The following is a 15,400-nucleotide window of genomic DNA, read 5'->3' as shown; positions in this document are numbered from 1 at the left end:
ACGGGCAGGTTGGGGGTTCGTTTGGAACCCCCGGCCTGCCCGTGGCGTTTACGGTGGAGGGGACGGGAACAGGCCGGGGAAGGGAACCTCATGGAGGTAGGCGCGTTGGTCATCATCTTTGCCCTGGTGGTGCTGTTCGCCTTCCTGGGGCTGGGCGCCTGGGCCACGGTCAAGGCGGTGGGCGCGGCCAAGCGCGGCGTGGACCGGACGATCACGCAGGCCCGCCGGACGGTCGAGGACACCACCCTGAGGGCCAAGAGCCTCGGCCAGGTCGGGGTCACCGCGGCGCTGGCCCAGCTGCGGCTGGACCTGCGGACGTCCATGCGGGCCACGCAGGCGGCCCTCTACCAGGGGGTCCAGGCGGACGCCTCGCTGAAGGAGTCGGTCGCCCTCTTCGAGCGGCTGAGCCGGCACGGGCACGAGCTGGACGACGAGCTCAAGCGGCTGGAGCAGGAACCGGACCGCAAGCGGATCGCGGAGTGCCTGCCCGGGCTGCGGGAGCGCACCGCCAAGATCACCGAGTCGGCCGATTCGCTGCGCTGGGCGGCGCGCGACCGGGCCCGCCAGTTCGCCGACGAGGACCTGGCGGCGCTGTCGGCGCAGATCGAGGTGGAGTCGAGCGCGCTGCGCGACTGGTCCCGGGAGTCGGTGGACGACCTGACGGCCGCCGCGGCGGCGTGGGACGCCGGGCAGGGGGCGGATACCCCGGGAGCCGGGGCCCCGGCTCCCGGTGCGCCGGGGGCGGGTGCGGCGGCGCGCGGGCGGGCCTCGGGGCCGCAGCGGCCCGCACTGGATCCGTCCGGACCGGCGCCGGCCTACCCCTGGCAGAAGGCTCCCCGGCCGGAGGCCGCTTCCTGAGCGCGGGGCCGGCAGCGGGCCGAGGACCGGGGAGGCCGGAGAGGCGGGGGTGACGGACGTGGCCCGGGCTGCCGGATCGCCTCCTCGGGCGGTAACCTCCGGCTCATGTCCCGCCATGTCGCGATCGTCACCGATTCCACGGCCTATCTGCCCCCGCCGGCCATGGAGCGGCACGGGATCACCGCCGTGCCCCTGACCGTCGTACTGGGTGACGAGGCCCTTGAAGAGGGCACGGAGATCTCGGCCCGCAGCCTGGCCACGGCCCTGCAGAAGCGCCGCTCGGTCACCACCTCCCGTCCCGGCCCGGACCGGTTCGTCCGGGCCTACCGGGCGGCGGCGGAGGCCGGTGCGACCGGCATCGTGAGCCTGCACCTGTCCGCCGAGTTCTCCGGCACCTATGACGCCGCCGTCGTCGCGGCGAAGACGGCCCCGGTGCCGGTCCGCGTCGTGGACACCGGCATGGTCGCGATGGCCCTCGGCTTCTGCGCCCTCGCCGCCGCCGAGACGGCCGAGGCGGGAGGGTCCGTCGACGAGGCCGTGGCCGCCGCCGAGAAGCGGGCCGCTGAGATGTCGGCGTACTTCTACGTGGACACCCTCGACTACCTCCGCCGCGGCGGCCGCATCGGGGCGGCGCAGGCCCTCCTCGGGTCGGCGCTCGCGGTCAAGCCGCTGCTCACGCTGGACGGCGGGCGGATCGAGATGCTGGAGAAGGTGCGGACGGCCTCCAGGGCCATCGCCCGTCTGGAGGAGCTCGCCGTCGAGCGGGCCGGGGCGCGCAGCGTCGACGTGGCGGTCCACCATCTGGCGGCGCCGGAACGGGCCGAGAAGCTCGCGCAGCGGCTGCGGGAGCGGATTCCGGGTCTGGTCGAGCTGCACGTGAGCGAGGTCGGGGCGGTGATCGGCGCGCACACCGGGCCGGGGCTGCTGGCCGCGGTGGTCTCGCCGCGCTGATCCGGGACCGGTGCCCACCCGATCGGGTGGCGGGGTTTTCCACAACGGGCCGGTCATGCACCGGAATTGGCGGCTCCGAGCGGGGGGCCGGGGACCGGCCCTAGCGTCGTGGCATGACTCTTCGAACGCGTGCTTCACGCCTCTCGCGTACCTCCGTATCTTTCGACGACCGCGCGTCTGACGTCGGCCGGTCGCCCCAGCGCCCCGACCCCGCCGCCGTGCTCCGCCGTGCGGAGGCGCTGCTGGGCGGGGCCCCACCACGACCCCGCCGCCCCGAGCCGCCTCCGGCGCCCGAGCCGCCTCCGGCGCCCGAGGCGCCTGAGCCGCCTCCGGCGCCCGAGCCGGCTGTGGTGCCCGAGCCGCCTGTGGTCCCAGAGGCCGCGCCCGGGGCGGCCCTGGGGTCCGGGGAGCCGGCTCGGGGTCCGGGGGCCGGGGGTGGGGTGCCGGCTGGAGCGGCGCCCGGGCCCGGGCCCGGTGTGGTGCCGGGGGCCGTCGGGGGTGGGGCCGGGCGGTGGGTGGCCGTGCGGGAGCGGCTGCCCGTGTGGGCGCAGGCCCGGTGCGGGGTGGAGCCCCGGGCCGTGGCCGCCGTGGGGGTGGTGCTGGCCGTGGCGGTGGGGTTCGCCGCCCAGCAGTACTGGTCGGCCCGGCCGCAGCCGGTGACGGCGCCGGCGGTGCTCGCCCCCGCGCCTCCCGCGACCCCGCCCCCGGTGCCGGGAGCGGGCCCGGGCGGTCCGGGCGGGCGCATCGTGGTGGATGTCGGCGGCAAGGTCCGTGAGCCCGGTGTGCTGCGACTGCCCGGCGGCTCGCGGGTGGAGGACGCGCTGGCCGCCGCCGGGGGAGTGCGGCCGGGTACGGACACCACCGGGCTCAACCGGGCCCGGATGCTGGTGGACGGGGAGCAGGTCCTGGTCGGGGTCAGCGCGCCGCCGGCGCCGGCCGGCGGGGGTTCCGGGGGCGGCGCCGGTCCCGGTCCGCTGAGCCTCGGCAGCGCGACCGCCGAGCAGCTGGACGGGCTGCCGGGGGTCGGACCGGTGCTGGCCCGGCACATCGTGGAGTTCCGCACCGCCCGGGGCGGGTTCCGCGCCCTGGAGGACCTCCGGCAGGTCGACGGCATCGGCGACCGCAGGTTCGCCGAGCTCCGGAAGCTGGTCCGGCTGTGAGCGCCGCCGGGGCTCCGGGCGCGTGGCCCGGACGGGGTGGCGCCGGGGCGGGGCCGGACGGCCCGGTGGGCGCCCGCCCGGCCGCCCCGCCGGGCGGGGCTTCATGGCCGGACCGGGTCGGCGCGCCGGTGGACGGGCCCTTCGGCGGCCGGCCGGTGGGGGCCGGGGATGGCGGTGCGCCGGCGGCCGGGGGCGGTGATTGCGGTCCGGCGGTGGGCGGGCAGGAGGCTGACGGTGATGGCGGGCCCGTGGACCTGCGGCTGGCGGGCCCCGCCCTGGCCGCGTGGGGCGCGGCGGCCGTCGGGCTCGGGGTGCCGGCCGGGTGGTGTGCCCTCGGGGCGGGGGTCGCGGTGGCCGTCGCGGGGGTGCTGCTGGTGGCGGGGTGCCGTGGGGCGCGGCCCGGGTGGCGGGCCGGCACGGCTGTGTCGGCCGCGCTGTTGTGCGCGGCCGCCGGGGCGGGGGTGGCCGGGCTGGAGCGGGCCGAGGCGCGGGCGGGGCCGGTGGCCCGGCTGGCCGGGGAGCACGCCCGGGTCGTGGTGGAGCTCACCGTGGGCTCCGATCCCCGGCCCGCCCGGAGCGGGAGCGGGCCGCCCGTGGTGGTGCTGGACGCGGTGGTGACCCGGGTGACGGGCCCCGACGGCGTGGGCACCCGGGTGGAGACCCCGGTCCGGGTGCTGGCCGGGCATCCGGAGTGGGCCCGGCTGCAGCCCTCGGTCCGGGTCGCGGTCGCGGCCCGGCTGGCCCCGGCGCGGGAGGGGGAGCGGGCCGTGGCGCTGCTCCGGCCGGCCGGCGACGTCCCGCCCCGGGTGACGGGGGGCCCGGACCTCGCGCAGCGGGCCGCCGGGAGGCTGCGCGCCGGGCTGCGGGAGGCCTCCGACGGGCTCCGCGGGGACGCCCGCGCCCTGCTGCCGGCGCTGGTCGTCGGGGACACCTCCCGGGTCCCGCCCGAGCTGCACGACGCGTTCGAAGCCACCGACCTGCTGCATCTGCTGGCCGTGTCCGGGTCCAACCTGACCGTGGTGCTGTACCTGCTCATCGGGCCGCCGGGGCGGGCGCAGTACGTGGAGCGGGGCGGGCTGGCGCCCCGGCTGGGGCTGCCGCTGCGGTTCACCGCCCTGTGCGGGGCGGCCCTGACGGTGGGCTTCGTGGTGGTGTGCCGGCCCGATCCGAGCGTGCTGCGGGCCGCCGCCTGCGGGGCGGTGACCCTGCTGGCCCTGGCCACGGGGCGGCGCAGGTCCCTGCTCCCGGCCCTGGCCGCGGCCGTGCTGCTGCTGGTGCTGTACGACCCCTGGCTGGCCCGGGCGTACGGGTTCCTGCTGTCGGTGCTGGCCACCGGCGCGCTGCTGACCCTCGGGCCGCGCTGGGCGCGGGCGTTGCGGGCGCGCGGGGTGCCGTCGCGGCTGGCCGAGGCCCTGGGGGCCGCCGCCGCGGCGCAGGCCGTGTGCGCCCCGGTGGTGGTCGTGCTGTCGGGCCGGGTGAGCCTGGTGGCGGTGCCGTGCAACCTGCTGGCGGAGCTCGCCGCGGGGCCGGCCACGGTGCTCGGCTTCGCCGCGCTCGCGGCGGCTCCGCTGTCGCCGGCCGTCGCGGAGCTGCTGGCCCGGTGCGCGGGGGTGCCGGCGGGGTGGATCGCCGCCGTCGCGCGGGCCGGGGCACGGCTGCCGGGGGCGGAGCTGCCCTGGCCGGGCGGGTTCGGAGGGGGCCTGCTGCTGGCGGGGGTCACGGCGGCCCTGGTGGGGCTCGGGGTCCGGTTCGGCCGGCGGCGCGGTGTCCGTGCCGGCGTGGCGCTGCTGTTGCTGGTCGCGGTGGTGCGGCCGCCGCAGCTGACCCGAGCGCTCACCGGCTGGCCGCCGCCGGACTGGAGCTACGTCCAGTGCGCCGTGGGCCAGGGGGACGCCGCGGTGCTCGCGGCGGGACCGGGGACGGCCGTCGTGGTCGACGCCGGGCCGGAACCGGGCCCGGTGGACGCCTGTCTGCGTGCCCTGGGTGTGAGAAGCATCCCATTACTGCTGCTGACGCACTTTCACGCCGACCACGTGGGCGGGCTGTCCGGGGTGTTGCGGGGCCGTTCCGTGGGTGTGATCGAGACCACCGCGGTGGCGGATCCGCCCGGCCGGGCGGCCCAGGTCCGGCGGACGGCGGCGGGGGCCGGGGTGCCGGTCGTGGCGGCGGTGGCGGGGGAGCGGCGGCGCGCCGGGCGGGTGGAGTGGCGGGTGCTGTGGCCTTCGCCTTCCGCACCGGTCCCACAGGGGCCCAACGACGCGAGCGTGGTCCTGCTGGCACGGGTCTCGGGGCTGACGTTCCTGCTGCTCGGGGACCTCGAACCAGCCTCCCAGCAGGCCCTGCTGAGGGAGCATCCGGAACTGGGGGCGGTGGACGTGCTCAAGGTCGCCCACCACGGTTCGGCGCACCAGGACCCGGGCCTGATGGAACGGATCCGGCCACGGCTCGCCCTGGTCCCGGTGGGGTCCGGCAACCGCTACGGGCACCCCGCGCGGGGCACTCTCGCACGGCTCGAATCCCTTGGGGCAGCTGTGCTGCGCACCGATACGGACGGCTCCGTGGCAGTCTGCGGCGGCGGTCCGGGGCTGCGTGCGGTTCCGTCCGGACGTCGTCCGAAAAGGCGCGGTCATACCGGGCGCGACCATTCTGTTTGCCCCCAACCCGACAGCATGATCGAATGCCTCTTCGCCAGAACCGACCAAGTACACACAGCACGGGGGTGCATCAGCCATGTTCGGTCGCCGACGGGGGACGGATACGGCCGGGAGCGGGAGTTCGCAGACGTCCGCCACACTGACACTGCCGCCCACGGCACGCCTGTTGAGCTGCCGGGTCCTCGACACGGTCCACCAGCCCATCCGCCAGGCCAAGTTCGAGGTGACCGACCCGATCGGCCGACGGGTCGTCAGCGGCGAGACGGACCCGTACGGGGGGTTCACGGCGGCCATGCCGGAGGGGGAGTACCGGCTGTCGGTCAGCGCCGAGGGCTACGCGCCGTTCCACGGGGCGACGCTCGTGGGGGACCCGGCGCAGCCCGGCACCGCGGAGATCGTCCTGGACGCGGTGGAGCCGCCGGTGCTCCCGCAGCCCGGCCACTGGGAACTGGACCCGACGCACTCCTCGATCGGGTTCACCGCCAGGCACATCGGCTTCGCCCGGATCCACGGCCGGTTCACCACCTTCGCCGGCGCGGTGCGGATCGCGGAGCGCATGGAGGACTCCTCCATGCACGTGATCATCGACGCGGCGAGCATCGACACCGGTCTGCGCATGCGGGACGACCACTTGCGGTCGGCGGACTTCCTGGACGCGGCCCGCTATCCGACCGTGGAGTTCTACAGCGAGCGGTTCATCCACCGCAGCGGCAGCCGCTGGGCCGTCGCGGGCGCCCTGACCCTGCACGGGGTGAGCCGTTCCGTCACCCTGGACACCCAGTACCTGGGCGTCGGCACGGGCCTGGAGGGCGAGCCGCGCGCCGCCTGCCGGGCCACGGCGGAGCTGCAGCGCGAGGACTTCACCCTGAACTGGCAGTCGATGCTGGCGCAGGGGATCGCGGCGATCGGTTCGAGCGTGGAAGTGGCGCTGGACGTCCAGATCGTCCACAAGGCCTGAGGGCGGCCCGGCCGGGAGGTTCAGGGGGCTTCGAGCCAGCCCTCGTACTCGGCGGCGAGCTCGTCCAGTACGGCGGCGTCCAGCCGCTGCTGCGGGTCCTCGACGACCACCAGCCACTGGGCGTCCTCGGCGTCGTCCTCGCCGGCCAGGGCGTCGCGCACCAGCTGGGGTTCCTCGGGGAGGCCGAAGCGGCCGACGGCCTCCTGGGCCACCTCCTCGGCGGCGTCGCGGTCGGGCAGGACCAGTACATGTCGCAGGTTCACCGGACCATTCTCGGGCACCGGGCGCGGGGTGCTGTCAGTGCGGCGTGGGATGCTGGAGCCGATGGCCACCAGGAAGAACCCCACCGACGATCTCCTCGCCCCGATCACCCTCGCGGTGGGGCAGGAGGACCTGCTGCTCGACCGCGTCGTCCGGGACGTGGTGAAGGCCGCCCGCGCGGCCGACGCCGACACGGACGTGCGGGACCTCACCTCCGACCAGCTCCAGCCCGGCACCCTGGCCGAGCTGACCAGCCCGTCGCTCTTCTCCGAGCGCAAGGTCCTGATCGTGCGGAACGCGCAGGACCTGGGCGCGGACACGGTGAAGGAGGTCAAGGCCTACCTCGCCGACCCGTACGAGGAGATCAGCCTCGTCCTCCTCCACGCGGGCGGGGTCAAGGGCAAGGCCGTGCTGGACGCCGCCCGCAAGGCGGGGGCCCGGGAGGTCGCCTGCCCGAAGATGACGAAGGCCGCGGACCGGCTCTCCTTCGTCCGGCAGGAGTTCCGGACACTGGGCCGTTCGGCCACGCCCGAGGCCTGCCAGAACCTGGTCGACGCGATCGGCGCCGACCTGCGGGAGCTGGCGAGCGCGGTGGCGCAGCTGTGCGCGGACGTCGAGGGCACCATCGACGAGGCCGTGGTCGGCCGCTACTACACCGGCCGTGCCGAGGCCTCCAGCTTCACCGTCGCCGACCGGGCGGTCGAGGGGCGGGCGGCGGAGGCCCTGGAGGCCCTGCGCTGGTCCCTGGCGACCGGGGTCGCGCCCGTGCTGATCACCAGCGCGCTGGCGCAGGCCGTCCGGGCGATCGGGAAGCTGGCCTCCGCCCCGCGCGGTGCCCGCCCCGGCGACCTCGCCCGGGACCTCGGCATGCCGCCGTGGAAGATCGACCGGGTCCGGCAGCAGATGCGCGGCTGGTCGGCGGACGGCGTCTCGGAGGCGCTGCGCGCCGTCGCGCTGGCCGACGCGGGGGTCAAGGGCGGCGGGGACGACCCGGAGTACGCCTTGGAGAAGGCCGTCGTGGCCGTGGCCCGCGCCGCCAGGCCGCAGCGCCGCTGAGCCCGGGCGCCCCGGGCGCCCCGGGGCCCTGCGCGGCCCTCCGGAGGCCGGAGACGCGCGAAGGCCCCGGTCGCCGCCCTGGGGAAGGGCGGAGGCCGGGGCCTTCGGTCACTGCTGTGTGCGCCGCACCCGCGTGGCGAACGCAGGCCGCGTGCGACGCTGGTTGCCGGTCAGGAGCGGATGAGAGGGCCCGCTTGGTCCTTCCCGGCGTTCACATCGAGTGCGGAACCTCAGATGGAGGCAACCTTGGAAGCCAGCGCCGACTTCTTGTTGGCGGCGGCGTTCTTGTGGATGACACCCTTCGAGACGGCCTTGTCCAGCTTCTTGGAAGCCAGGCGGGCCGCAGCGGTGGCCTTCTCCGCGTCGCCGGCGAGGATGGCCTCGTTGGCCTTGCGGATGAAGGTGCGCAGCTCGGACTTGACCGACTTGTTGCGAAGGCGGGCCTTCTCGTTGGTCTTGTTCCGCTTGATCTGGGACTTGATGTTCGCCACGAAAGAGCCTTTTCAGGTTCAGAGTATTTTTCCGGATGTGCCTCTTCTGCTGAGAGGGCATGCGAGACACAGCCACCCAGGCTACCAGGCGCGCTCCGACCGGCCCAAACCGAGCGCATCGCCCCGTCCATGGGACCATGGGAGCCTGCGTACCGTTCGACAGCAGATCCGACAGCGACCCGAGAATCAGGACACTGCGTGCCCGCCATCCCCAGCCACGTGCCCGAGCCGAGCCGTACCGACCCGGCGCTGATCCGCAACTTCTGCATCATCGCGCACATCGACCACGGCAAGTCGACCCTCGCCGACCGGATGCTGCAGCTCACCGGCGTCGTCGACCAGCGGCAGATGCGCGCCCAGTACCTCGACCGCATGGACATCGAGCGTGAGCGCGGCATCACGATCAAGTCGCAGGCGGTCCGTCTGCCCTGGGCCCCCACCGAGGGCGAGGGCCAGGGGACCACGCACATCCTGAACATGATCGACACCCCGGGCCACGTCGACTTCACCTACGAGGTCTCGCGCTCCCTCGCCGCCTGCGAGGGCACGATCCTCCTGGTCGACGCCGCCCAGGGCATCGAGGCCCAGACCCTCGCCAACCTGTACCTGGCGATGGAGAACGACCTCGCGATCGTCCCGGTCCTGAACAAGATCGACCTGCCGGCCGCCCAGCCGGAGAAGTTCGCCGAGGAGCTCGCGAACCTGGTCGGCTGCGACCCCGACGACGTCCTGCGCGTCTCGGCGAAGACCGGCCTCGGCGTCGACGCGCTGCTCAACCGCGTCGTCCAGACCGTCCCGGCCCCGGTCGGCGTCAAGGACGCCCCGGCCCGCGCGATGATCTTCGACTCGGTATACGACTCGTACCGCGGCGTCGTCACGTACGTCCGTGTCGTGGACGGCACGCTCAACAAGCGCGAGCGCATCCGCATGATGTCCACGAACGCCACCCACGAGCTGCTGGAGATCGGCACCAACTCGCCGGAGATGCTGCCGGCCGACGGCCTGTCCGTCGGCGAGGTGGGCTACCTGATCACCGGTGTGAAGGACGTCCGCCAGTCCAAGGTCGGCGACACCATCACGCAGATGACGGGCGGCGCGACCGAGTCCCTCGGCGGCTACAAGGACCCGAAGCCGATGGTCTTCTCGGGCCTGTACCCGCTCGACGGCTCGGACTACCCGGAGCTGCGCGAGGCCCTGGACAAGCTCCAGCTCAACGACGCCGCGCTCGTCTACGAGCCGGAGACCTCGGCGGCGCTCGGCTTCGGCTTCCGCGTCGGCTTCCTCGGCCTGCTCCACCTGGACGTGGTCCGCGAGCGCCTGGAGCGCGAGTTCGGCCTCGACCTGATCGCCACCGCGCCCAACGTGGTCTACCGGGTGGTGCTGGAGGACGGCAAGGAAGTCACCGTCACCAACCCGAGCGAGTTCCCCGAAGGCAAGATCAAGGACGTCTTCGAGCCGGTCGTCCGGGCCACCGTGCTGGCGCCCACCGAGTTCATCGGCGCGATCATGGAGCTCTGCCAGCAGCGCCGCGGCACCCTGCTCGGCATGGACTACCTCTCCGAGGACCGCGTCGAGATCCGCTACACGCTCCCGCTCGCGGAGATCGTGTTCGACTTCTTCGACCAGCTGAAGTCCAAGACGCGCGGTTACGCCTCCCTGGACTACGAGCCCACCGGCGAGCAGTCGTCCAGCCTGGTCAAGGTGGACATCCTGCTGCACGGCGACAAGGTCGACGCCTTCTCCGCCGTCTGTCACAAGGACGCCGCCTACGCCTACGGCGTGCGCCTGGTCGCCAAGCTGCGCGAGCTCATCCCGCGGCAGGCGTTCGAGGTGCCGATCCAGGCGGCCGTCGGCTCCCGCGTCATCGCCCGCGAGACCATCCGCGCCATCCGCAAGGACGTCCTCGCCAAGTGCTACGGCGGTGACATCTCCCGTAAGCGGAAGCTGCTGGAGAAGCAGAAGGAAGGCAAGAAGCGCATGAAGATGGTCGGCTCCGTGGAGGTCCCGCAGGAGGCCTTCATCGCCGTCCTCTCCAGCGACGAGTCCAGCGGCAAGAAGAAGTAGCCGCGGCCGCCCCTGGCGTGCGAAAGGGCCCACATGCACTCGCATGGGGGCCCTTTTCGTTATGAAGCGGCCGCTCGGAGGCCCTTACGCACCGGCCGGGCGGCCTCTACCCTGATCAAAGCTCGATGGTTACCGGCCAGTTAACCGGCCGGTAATGAAAACCTGCCAGCCGCGTACCCGGTGGCCGGCCCCGCCAGTCCCAAGCGCCCCACGCCCACGCCCTGGCCGCGTGGACCCGGTCCGGAGGATGTCGTGAGCGACACACAGACCTTGATCGAGAACCGTCCGCCCACCGTGGCGGCCCTCTTCCTTGACCGCGTCGCCGCCACGCCGAACGGGGAGGCCTACCGCTACCCCGTTCCCTCGGCCCGCCCCGGGGGAGGCCCCGACGACTGGAAGTCGCTCAGCTGGGGGCAGGCGGCCGACCGGGTCTTCGCCATCGCCGCCGGCCTGATCACCCTCGGCCTGCGCCCCGAGGAGCGCGTCGCCCTCGCCTCCAACACCCGCGTCGAGTGGATCCTGGCCGACCTGGGCGTGATGTGCGCGGGCGGCGCCGTCACCACGATCTACCCCAGCACCAACGCGGAGGAGTCCTCCTTCATCCTCTCGGACTCCGAGAGCCGGGTGCTCATCGCCGAGGACGGCGCCCAGCTGGCCAAGGCCCGCGAGCGCCGCGCCGACCTCCCCGACCTGCGCCACGTGGTCGTCGTGGAGGCGGCCGACGCGGTGGCGGCCGAGGGCGACCCCGAGGGCTGGGTGCTCTCCCTGGCCGACCTGGAAGCGCGCGGCAAGGAGTACCTGGACCAGCACCCGGCGGCCGTCAAGGACCGGATCGCGGCCATCACCTCCGACCAGCTCGCCACCCTCATCTACACCTCGGGCACCACCGGCCGCCCCAAGGGCGTCCGCCTCCCGCACGACAACTGGTCGTACATGGCCAAGGCCACCGTCGCCACCGGCATGATCCACAGCGACGACGTCCAGTACCTGTGGCTGCCCCTCGCGCACGTCTTCGGCAAGGTGCTCACCTCCGGCCAGATCGAGGTCGGGCACGTCACCGCCGTCGACGGCCGCATCGACAAGATCATCGAGAACCTGCCGGTCGTCCAGCCCACCTACATGGCGGCCGTCCCGCGCATCTTCGAGAAGGTCTACAACGGCGTGGCCGCCAAGGCCCGGGCCGGCGGCGGCGCCAAGTACAAGATCTTCCAGTGGGCCGCGGGCGTCGCCCGCGAGTACGCCAAGGTCACCCAGGACAACTACCGCCGCACCGGCCGGGCCACCGCGCCCTTCGCCCTCACCACCAAGCACAAGGTCGCCGACGCCCTCGTCTACTCCAAGCTCCGCGAGGCTTTCGGCGGCAAGCTCCGCGCCGCCGTCTCCGGCGCCTCCGCCCTCTCCCCCGAGATCGGCTACTTCTTCTCCGGCGCCGGCATCCACATCCTGGAGGGCTACGGGCTGACGGAGTCGAGCGCCGCCTCCTTCGTCAACCCCGGCGAGGCCTACCGCACCGGCACCGTCGGCAAGCCGCTGCCCGGCACCGAGGTCCGCATCGCCGACGACGGCGAGGTCCTGCTGCGCGGCCCCGGCATCATGCAGGGCTACCACCGCCAGCCCGACAAGACCGACGAGGTCCTGGAGAGCGACGGCTGGCTCCACACCGGCGACATCGGCGAACTCTCCCCGGACGGCTACCTGCGCATCACCGACCGCAAGAAGGACCTGATCAAGACCTCGGGCGGCAAGTACGTCGCCCCGGCCGAGATCGAGGGCCAGTTCAAGGCGATCTGCCCCTACGTGTCCACGATCGTCGTCCATGGCGCCGACCGGAACTTCTGCTCCGCCCTGATCGCCCTCGACGAGCCCGCCATCCTCGGCTGGGCCGCCGAGAACGGCCTGGAGGGCAAGACCTACGGCGAGGTCCTGGCCGCCCCCGAGACCGACCGGCTGATCGAGACCTACGTACAGACCCTCAACGAGAACCTCCAGCGCTGGCAGACGATCAAGAAGTTCCGGATCCTGCCGCGCGACCTGGACGTCGAGCACGGCGACCTCACGCCCAGCCTCAAGCTGAAGCGCCCCGTCGTCGAGCGCGAGTTCAAGCACCTCATCGAGGAGATGTACGCGGGTTCCCGCGAGGCCTGACGCCCGCCGCCGCGCCGGCGGCCCGCGCCCCTGCCGGCGCGGGCCGCCGGGCCACCGCGAGTGCGGGACAATGGCCGTATGCCTTCCGCACTGCCCGACGGTGACCCCATGCCCGAAGACGGCTCGCTGCCGTCGCACGCCCTGGCGGGCGCCGGGGAGCGGCCGCTGGGGTTCTACCTGCACGTCCCGTACTGCGCCACCCGCTGCGGGTACTGCGACTTCAACACCTACACCGCCACCGAGCTGCGCGGCACCGGCGGCGTCCTCGCCTCCCGCGAGAACTACGCCGACACCCTGATCGACGAGGTCCGCCTGGCCCGCAAGGTGCTCGGCGACGACCCGCGCGCCGTACGGACCGTCTTCGTCGGCGGCGGCACGCCCACCCTGCTGCCCGCCCGCGACCTCGTCCGCATGCTCGGCGCGATCCGCGACGAGTTCGGGCTGGCCGAGGACGCCGAGGTCACCACCGAGGCCAACCCCGAGTCCGTGAACCCCGAGTACCTGGCGGAGCTGCGCGCGGGCGGGTTCAACCGGATCTCCTTCGGCATGCAGAGCGCGAAGCAGCACGTGCTCAAGGTCCTCGACCGCACCCACACCCCGGGCCGCCCCGAGGCCTGCGTCGCCGAGGCCCGCGCGGCGGGCTTCGAGCACGTCAACCTCGACCTGATCTACGGCACCCCCGGCGAGTCCGACGAGGACTGGCGGGCCTCCCTGGACGCCGCGCTCGGCGCCGGGCCCGACCACATCAGCGCCTACGCGCTCATCGTCGAGGAGGGCACCCAGCTGGCCCGCCGGATCCGCCGCGGCGAGGTCCCGATGACCGACGACGACGTCCACGCCGACCGGTACCTGATCGCCGACGAGGTCATGGAGCGGGCCGGCTACCACTGGTACGAGGTCTCGAACTGGGCCACCTCCGAGGCCGGCCGCTGCCTGCACAACGAGCTGTACTGGCGCGGGGCCGACTGGTGGGGCGCCGGCCCCGGCGCCCACTCGCACGTGGGCGGGGTCCGCTGGTGGAACGTCAAGCACCCGGGCGCCTACGCGGCCGCCCTCGCCGAGGGCCGCTCCCCGGGCGCGGGGCGCGAGCTGCTCTCGGAGGAGGACCGGCGGGTGGAGCGGATCCTGCTGGAGCTCCGCCTGGTCGACGGCGCCCCGCTGTCCCTGCTGGCCCCGGCGGGCCTGGCGGCCTCCCGGCGGGCCCTGGCGGACGGCCTGCTGGAGGCGGGCCCGTACGAGGCCGGCCGCGCGGTGCTGACCCTGCGGGGGCGGCTGCTGGCGGACGCGGTGGTGCGGGACCTGGTGGACTGATCCCCCGCCCGGGTGAATCCCCCCGTAACCCGGAGCCCTCTGCCTACGCTGTCCCTAGGCTGCCGTCGACAGTACGCGGCGGATGTGGAGGACCACGGAGATGACCGCTGTGGACGAGCGTGGGATGGCCAAGTTCTTCGAGGGGTTCCAGCCTCCCGACGGAGTCAAGGTCGAGCTCCTCCGGGGGGAAATCGTGATGATCGCCAGTCCCGATCTGGTGCACAACCTGATCGTGGAGGACGTGCAGGACCAGATCCCGCGCAAGCGCTGGGCGCGGCTCCAGACCCAGGACGTCGACATCGTCGACGAGGCGAGCGAGCCCGTGCCCGACCTGGTGGTCCTGGACCGCCAGGCACACCCGGGGTCGGGCCGCCTCCTGCCGTCGCAGCTGATCACGCTGGTGGTGGAGGTCGTGTCCAAAACCAGCGTCGACAGGGACTACGTGGTCAAGCGCTCGATCTATGCCGCGGGCCGGGTGCCCGCCTACCTGATCGTCGACCCGGTCGTCGGGCAGTGCGTCCTGCTGACCATCCCCGTCGGGAAGGGGGACGACGCCGACTACCGTGCGCAACGGGTCACGAAGTTCGGCGAGCCGCTGCCGCTGGAGCCGCTCGGCATCGAGCTGGACACGAGCGACTTCGGCACGTTCCAGGGCGTCAGGCCCCACCACTATCCGTGACGAAGTCGATCAGCTCCTCCACCCGCCCCAGCAGCGTAGGCTCCAGGTCGCGGTAGGACGTCACGCGGGACAGGATGTGCTGCCAGGCGGCCCCCGTGTTCTCCGGCCAGCCCAGGGCCCGGCAGACGCCCGTCTTCCAGTCCTGGCCGCGCGGAACCTCCGGCCACGCGCCGATGCCCAGCGCCGACGGCTTCACCGCCTGCCAGACGTCCACGTACGGGTGGCCCACCACCAGCACGTCCGGCCCGGTCACCGACGCCGCGATCCGGGACTCCTTCGACCCCGGCACCAGGTGGTCCACCAGGACCCCGAGCCGCGCGTCCGGACCCGGGGCGAACTCGGCCACCACCGCCGCGAGGTCGTCGACCCCCTCCAGGTACTCCACCACCACGCCCTCGATCCGCAGGTCGTCGCCCCAGACCCGCTCGACCAGCTCCGCGTCGTGCCGCCCCTCCACGTAGATCCGCCCCGCCCGGGCCACCCGCGCCCGCGCCCCCGGGACGGCGATCGAGCCCGAGGCCGTACGGGCCGGCCCGGCCGGAGCCCGTGAGGGGCGGGTCAGCGTCACCACCGCGCCGTCCAGCAGGAAGCCGCGCGGCTCCAGCGGGAACACCCGGCGCCTGCCGAACCGGTCCTCCAGGGTCACCGTGCCCGCCTCGCACGCCACCACTGCGCCGCAGAAGTCCGTACCCGCCACCTCGACCACCAGATCGGGGTCGGCCGGCACCTCCGGAACGGCCTTGGCGCGCTTCCACTGCGGGGTCAGGTCGGGGGAGTACTCACGCATCCGGCCGACACTAGGAGCGCGGCCG

13 protein-coding genes and 1 pseudogene are annotated in these 15,400 nt (G+C 74.0%); 10 read left to right on the top strand and 4 right to left on the bottom strand.

From position 1 onward, the window contains the following. Positions 1-90 precede the first annotated feature (90 nt). The 3 genes from BX286_RS13245 (at position 91) to BX286_RS13235 (ending at position 2,969) form a co-directional block, all read left to right on the top strand. The gene (locus BX286_RS13245; protein ID WP_121015017.1) at positions 91-858 is read left to right on the top strand and encodes a copper transporter family protein; all 768 of its coding nucleotides are present in this window, start codon (positions 91-93) and stop codon (positions 856-858) included. Positions 859-963: 105 nt separating this feature from the next. Next, on the top strand, positions 964-1,809 hold the full coding sequence (locus tag BX286_RS13240; protein WP_079426873.1) for a DegV family protein: 846 nt from the start codon (positions 964-966) through the stop codon (positions 1,807-1,809). Positions 1,810-2,324: 515 nt separating this feature from the next. After that, on the top strand, positions 2,325-2,969 hold the full coding sequence (locus tag BX286_RS13235; protein ID WP_398898465.1) for a helix-hairpin-helix domain-containing protein: 645 nt from the start codon (positions 2,325-2,327) through the stop codon (positions 2,967-2,969). Between the two features lie 101 nt (positions 2,970-3,070). On the opposite strand, the gene BX286_RS37870 is transcribed toward BX286_RS13235, so the two are convergent. Continuing rightward, on the bottom strand, positions 3,071-3,955 hold the full coding sequence (locus BX286_RS37870; RefSeq protein ID WP_315974714.1) for a hypothetical protein: 885 nt from the start codon (positions 3,953-3,955) through the stop codon (positions 3,071-3,073). Here BX286_RS37870 and BX286_RS37865 point away from each other — a divergent pair. Together BX286_RS37865 and BX286_RS13225 are read left to right on the top strand one after the other, a co-directional pair. After that, a pseudogene (locus tag BX286_RS37865) lies at positions 3,872-5,311 on the top strand (ComEC/Rec2 family competence protein); the annotation flags it as partial. The gene BX286_RS37870 and the pseudogene BX286_RS37865 overlap by 84 nt on opposite strands. Before the next feature lie 388 nt (positions 5,312-5,699). Continuing rightward, complete coding sequence (locus BX286_RS13225) at positions 5,700-6,581, top strand: YceI family protein (protein ID WP_079426869.1); 882 nt, start codon at positions 5,700-5,702, stop codon at positions 6,579-6,581. 20 nt (positions 6,582-6,601) lie between these two features. Here BX286_RS13225 and BX286_RS13220 read toward each other — a convergent pair whose 3' ends face one another. Continuing rightward, a complete protein-coding gene (locus BX286_RS13220) occupies positions 6,602-6,844 on the bottom strand; it encodes a hypothetical protein (RefSeq protein ID WP_079426867.1) in 243 nt (80 codons plus the stop codon). 61 nt (positions 6,845-6,905) lie between these two features. Between BX286_RS13220 and holA the strand changes: the two genes are divergently transcribed. Next, positions 6,906-7,898, top strand: coding sequence for a DNA polymerase III subunit delta (gene holA, locus BX286_RS13215; RefSeq protein ID WP_185117276.1), 993 nt, complete (start codon positions 6,906-6,908; stop codon positions 7,896-7,898). 230 nt (positions 7,899-8,128) lie between these two features. Here holA and rpsT read toward each other — a convergent pair whose 3' ends face one another. After that, positions 8,129-8,389, bottom strand: coding sequence for a 30S ribosomal protein S20 (rpsT, locus tag BX286_RS13210; protein WP_079426863.1), 261 nt, complete (start codon positions 8,387-8,389; stop codon positions 8,129-8,131). Positions 8,390-8,587: 198 nt separating this feature from the next. Between rpsT and lepA the strand changes: the two genes are divergently transcribed. From lepA to BX286_RS13190, 4 genes are all read left to right on the top strand, one after another. Further along, positions 8,588-10,453: a translation elongation factor 4 gene (gene lepA, locus BX286_RS13205; protein WP_121017630.1), complete on the top strand. Its 1,866-nt coding sequence runs from the start codon at positions 8,588-8,590 to the stop codon at positions 10,451-10,453. Between the two features lie 252 nt (positions 10,454-10,705). Beyond that, on the top strand, positions 10,706-12,598 hold the full coding sequence (locus tag BX286_RS13200) for a long-chain fatty acid--CoA ligase (RefSeq protein WP_079426859.1): 1,893 nt from the start codon (positions 10,706-10,708) through the stop codon (positions 12,596-12,598). 78 nt (positions 12,599-12,676) lie between these two features. Next, positions 12,677-13,909 (top strand): radical SAM family heme chaperone HemW, encoded by a 1,233-nt coding sequence (gene hemW, locus BX286_RS13195; protein ID WP_100863665.1) that lies wholly within the window; start codon positions 12,677-12,679, stop codon positions 13,907-13,909. Positions 13,910-14,009: 100 nt separating this feature from the next. Next, complete coding sequence (locus BX286_RS13190) at positions 14,010-14,588, top strand: Uma2 family endonuclease (protein ID WP_079426855.1); 579 nt, start codon at positions 14,010-14,012, stop codon at positions 14,586-14,588. Here BX286_RS13190 and BX286_RS13185 read toward each other — a convergent pair. Next, complete coding sequence (locus BX286_RS13185; RefSeq protein WP_079426853.1) at positions 14,566-15,375, bottom strand: DUF3097 domain-containing protein; 810 nt, start codon at positions 15,373-15,375, stop codon at positions 14,566-14,568. The genes BX286_RS13190 and BX286_RS13185 overlap by 23 nt on opposite strands. Between the last annotated feature and the right edge of the window lie 25 nt (positions 15,376-15,400).

This window comes from Streptomyces sp. 3211.6, from assembly GCF_003634815.1.
GTDB classification, from domain to species: Bacteria; Actinomycetota; Actinomycetes; order Streptomycetales; family Streptomycetaceae; genus Streptomyces; species Streptomyces katrae_A.
The sequence above is the reverse complement of the archived record's forward strand: the minus strand, read 5'-3'. Positions and strand labels throughout refer to the sequence as shown.

What these genes read in the sequence shown, in the direction of transcription:
- holA (WP_185117276.1), top strand. Translation starts at nt 6,906, where the DNA reads ATGGCCACCAGGAAGAACCCCACCGACGATCTCCTCGCCCCGATCACC.
- BX286_RS37870 (WP_315974714.1), bottom strand. Translation starts at nt 3,955, where the DNA reads ATGCAGCAGGTCGGTGGCTTCGAACGCGTCGTGCAGCTCGGGCGGGAC.
- hemW (WP_100863665.1), top strand. Translation starts at nt 12,677, where the DNA reads ATGCCTTCCGCACTGCCCGACGGTGACCCCATGCCCGAAGACGGCTCG.
- BX286_RS13240 (WP_079426873.1), top strand. Translation starts at nt 964, where the DNA reads ATGTCCCGCCATGTCGCGATCGTCACCGATTCCACGGCCTATCTGCCC.
- BX286_RS13225 (WP_079426869.1), top strand. Translation starts at nt 5,700, where the DNA reads ATGTTCGGTCGCCGACGGGGGACGGATACGGCCGGGAGCGGGAGTTCG.
- BX286_RS13185 (WP_079426853.1), bottom strand. Translation starts at nt 15,375, where the DNA reads ATGCGTGAGTACTCCCCCGACCTGACCCCGCAGTGGAAGCGCGCCAAG.
- BX286_RS13190 (WP_079426855.1), top strand. Translation starts at nt 14,010, where the DNA reads ATGACCGCTGTGGACGAGCGTGGGATGGCCAAGTTCTTCGAGGGGTTC.
- BX286_RS13245 (WP_121015017.1), top strand. Translation starts at nt 91, where the DNA reads ATGGAGGTAGGCGCGTTGGTCATCATCTTTGCCCTGGTGGTGCTGTTC.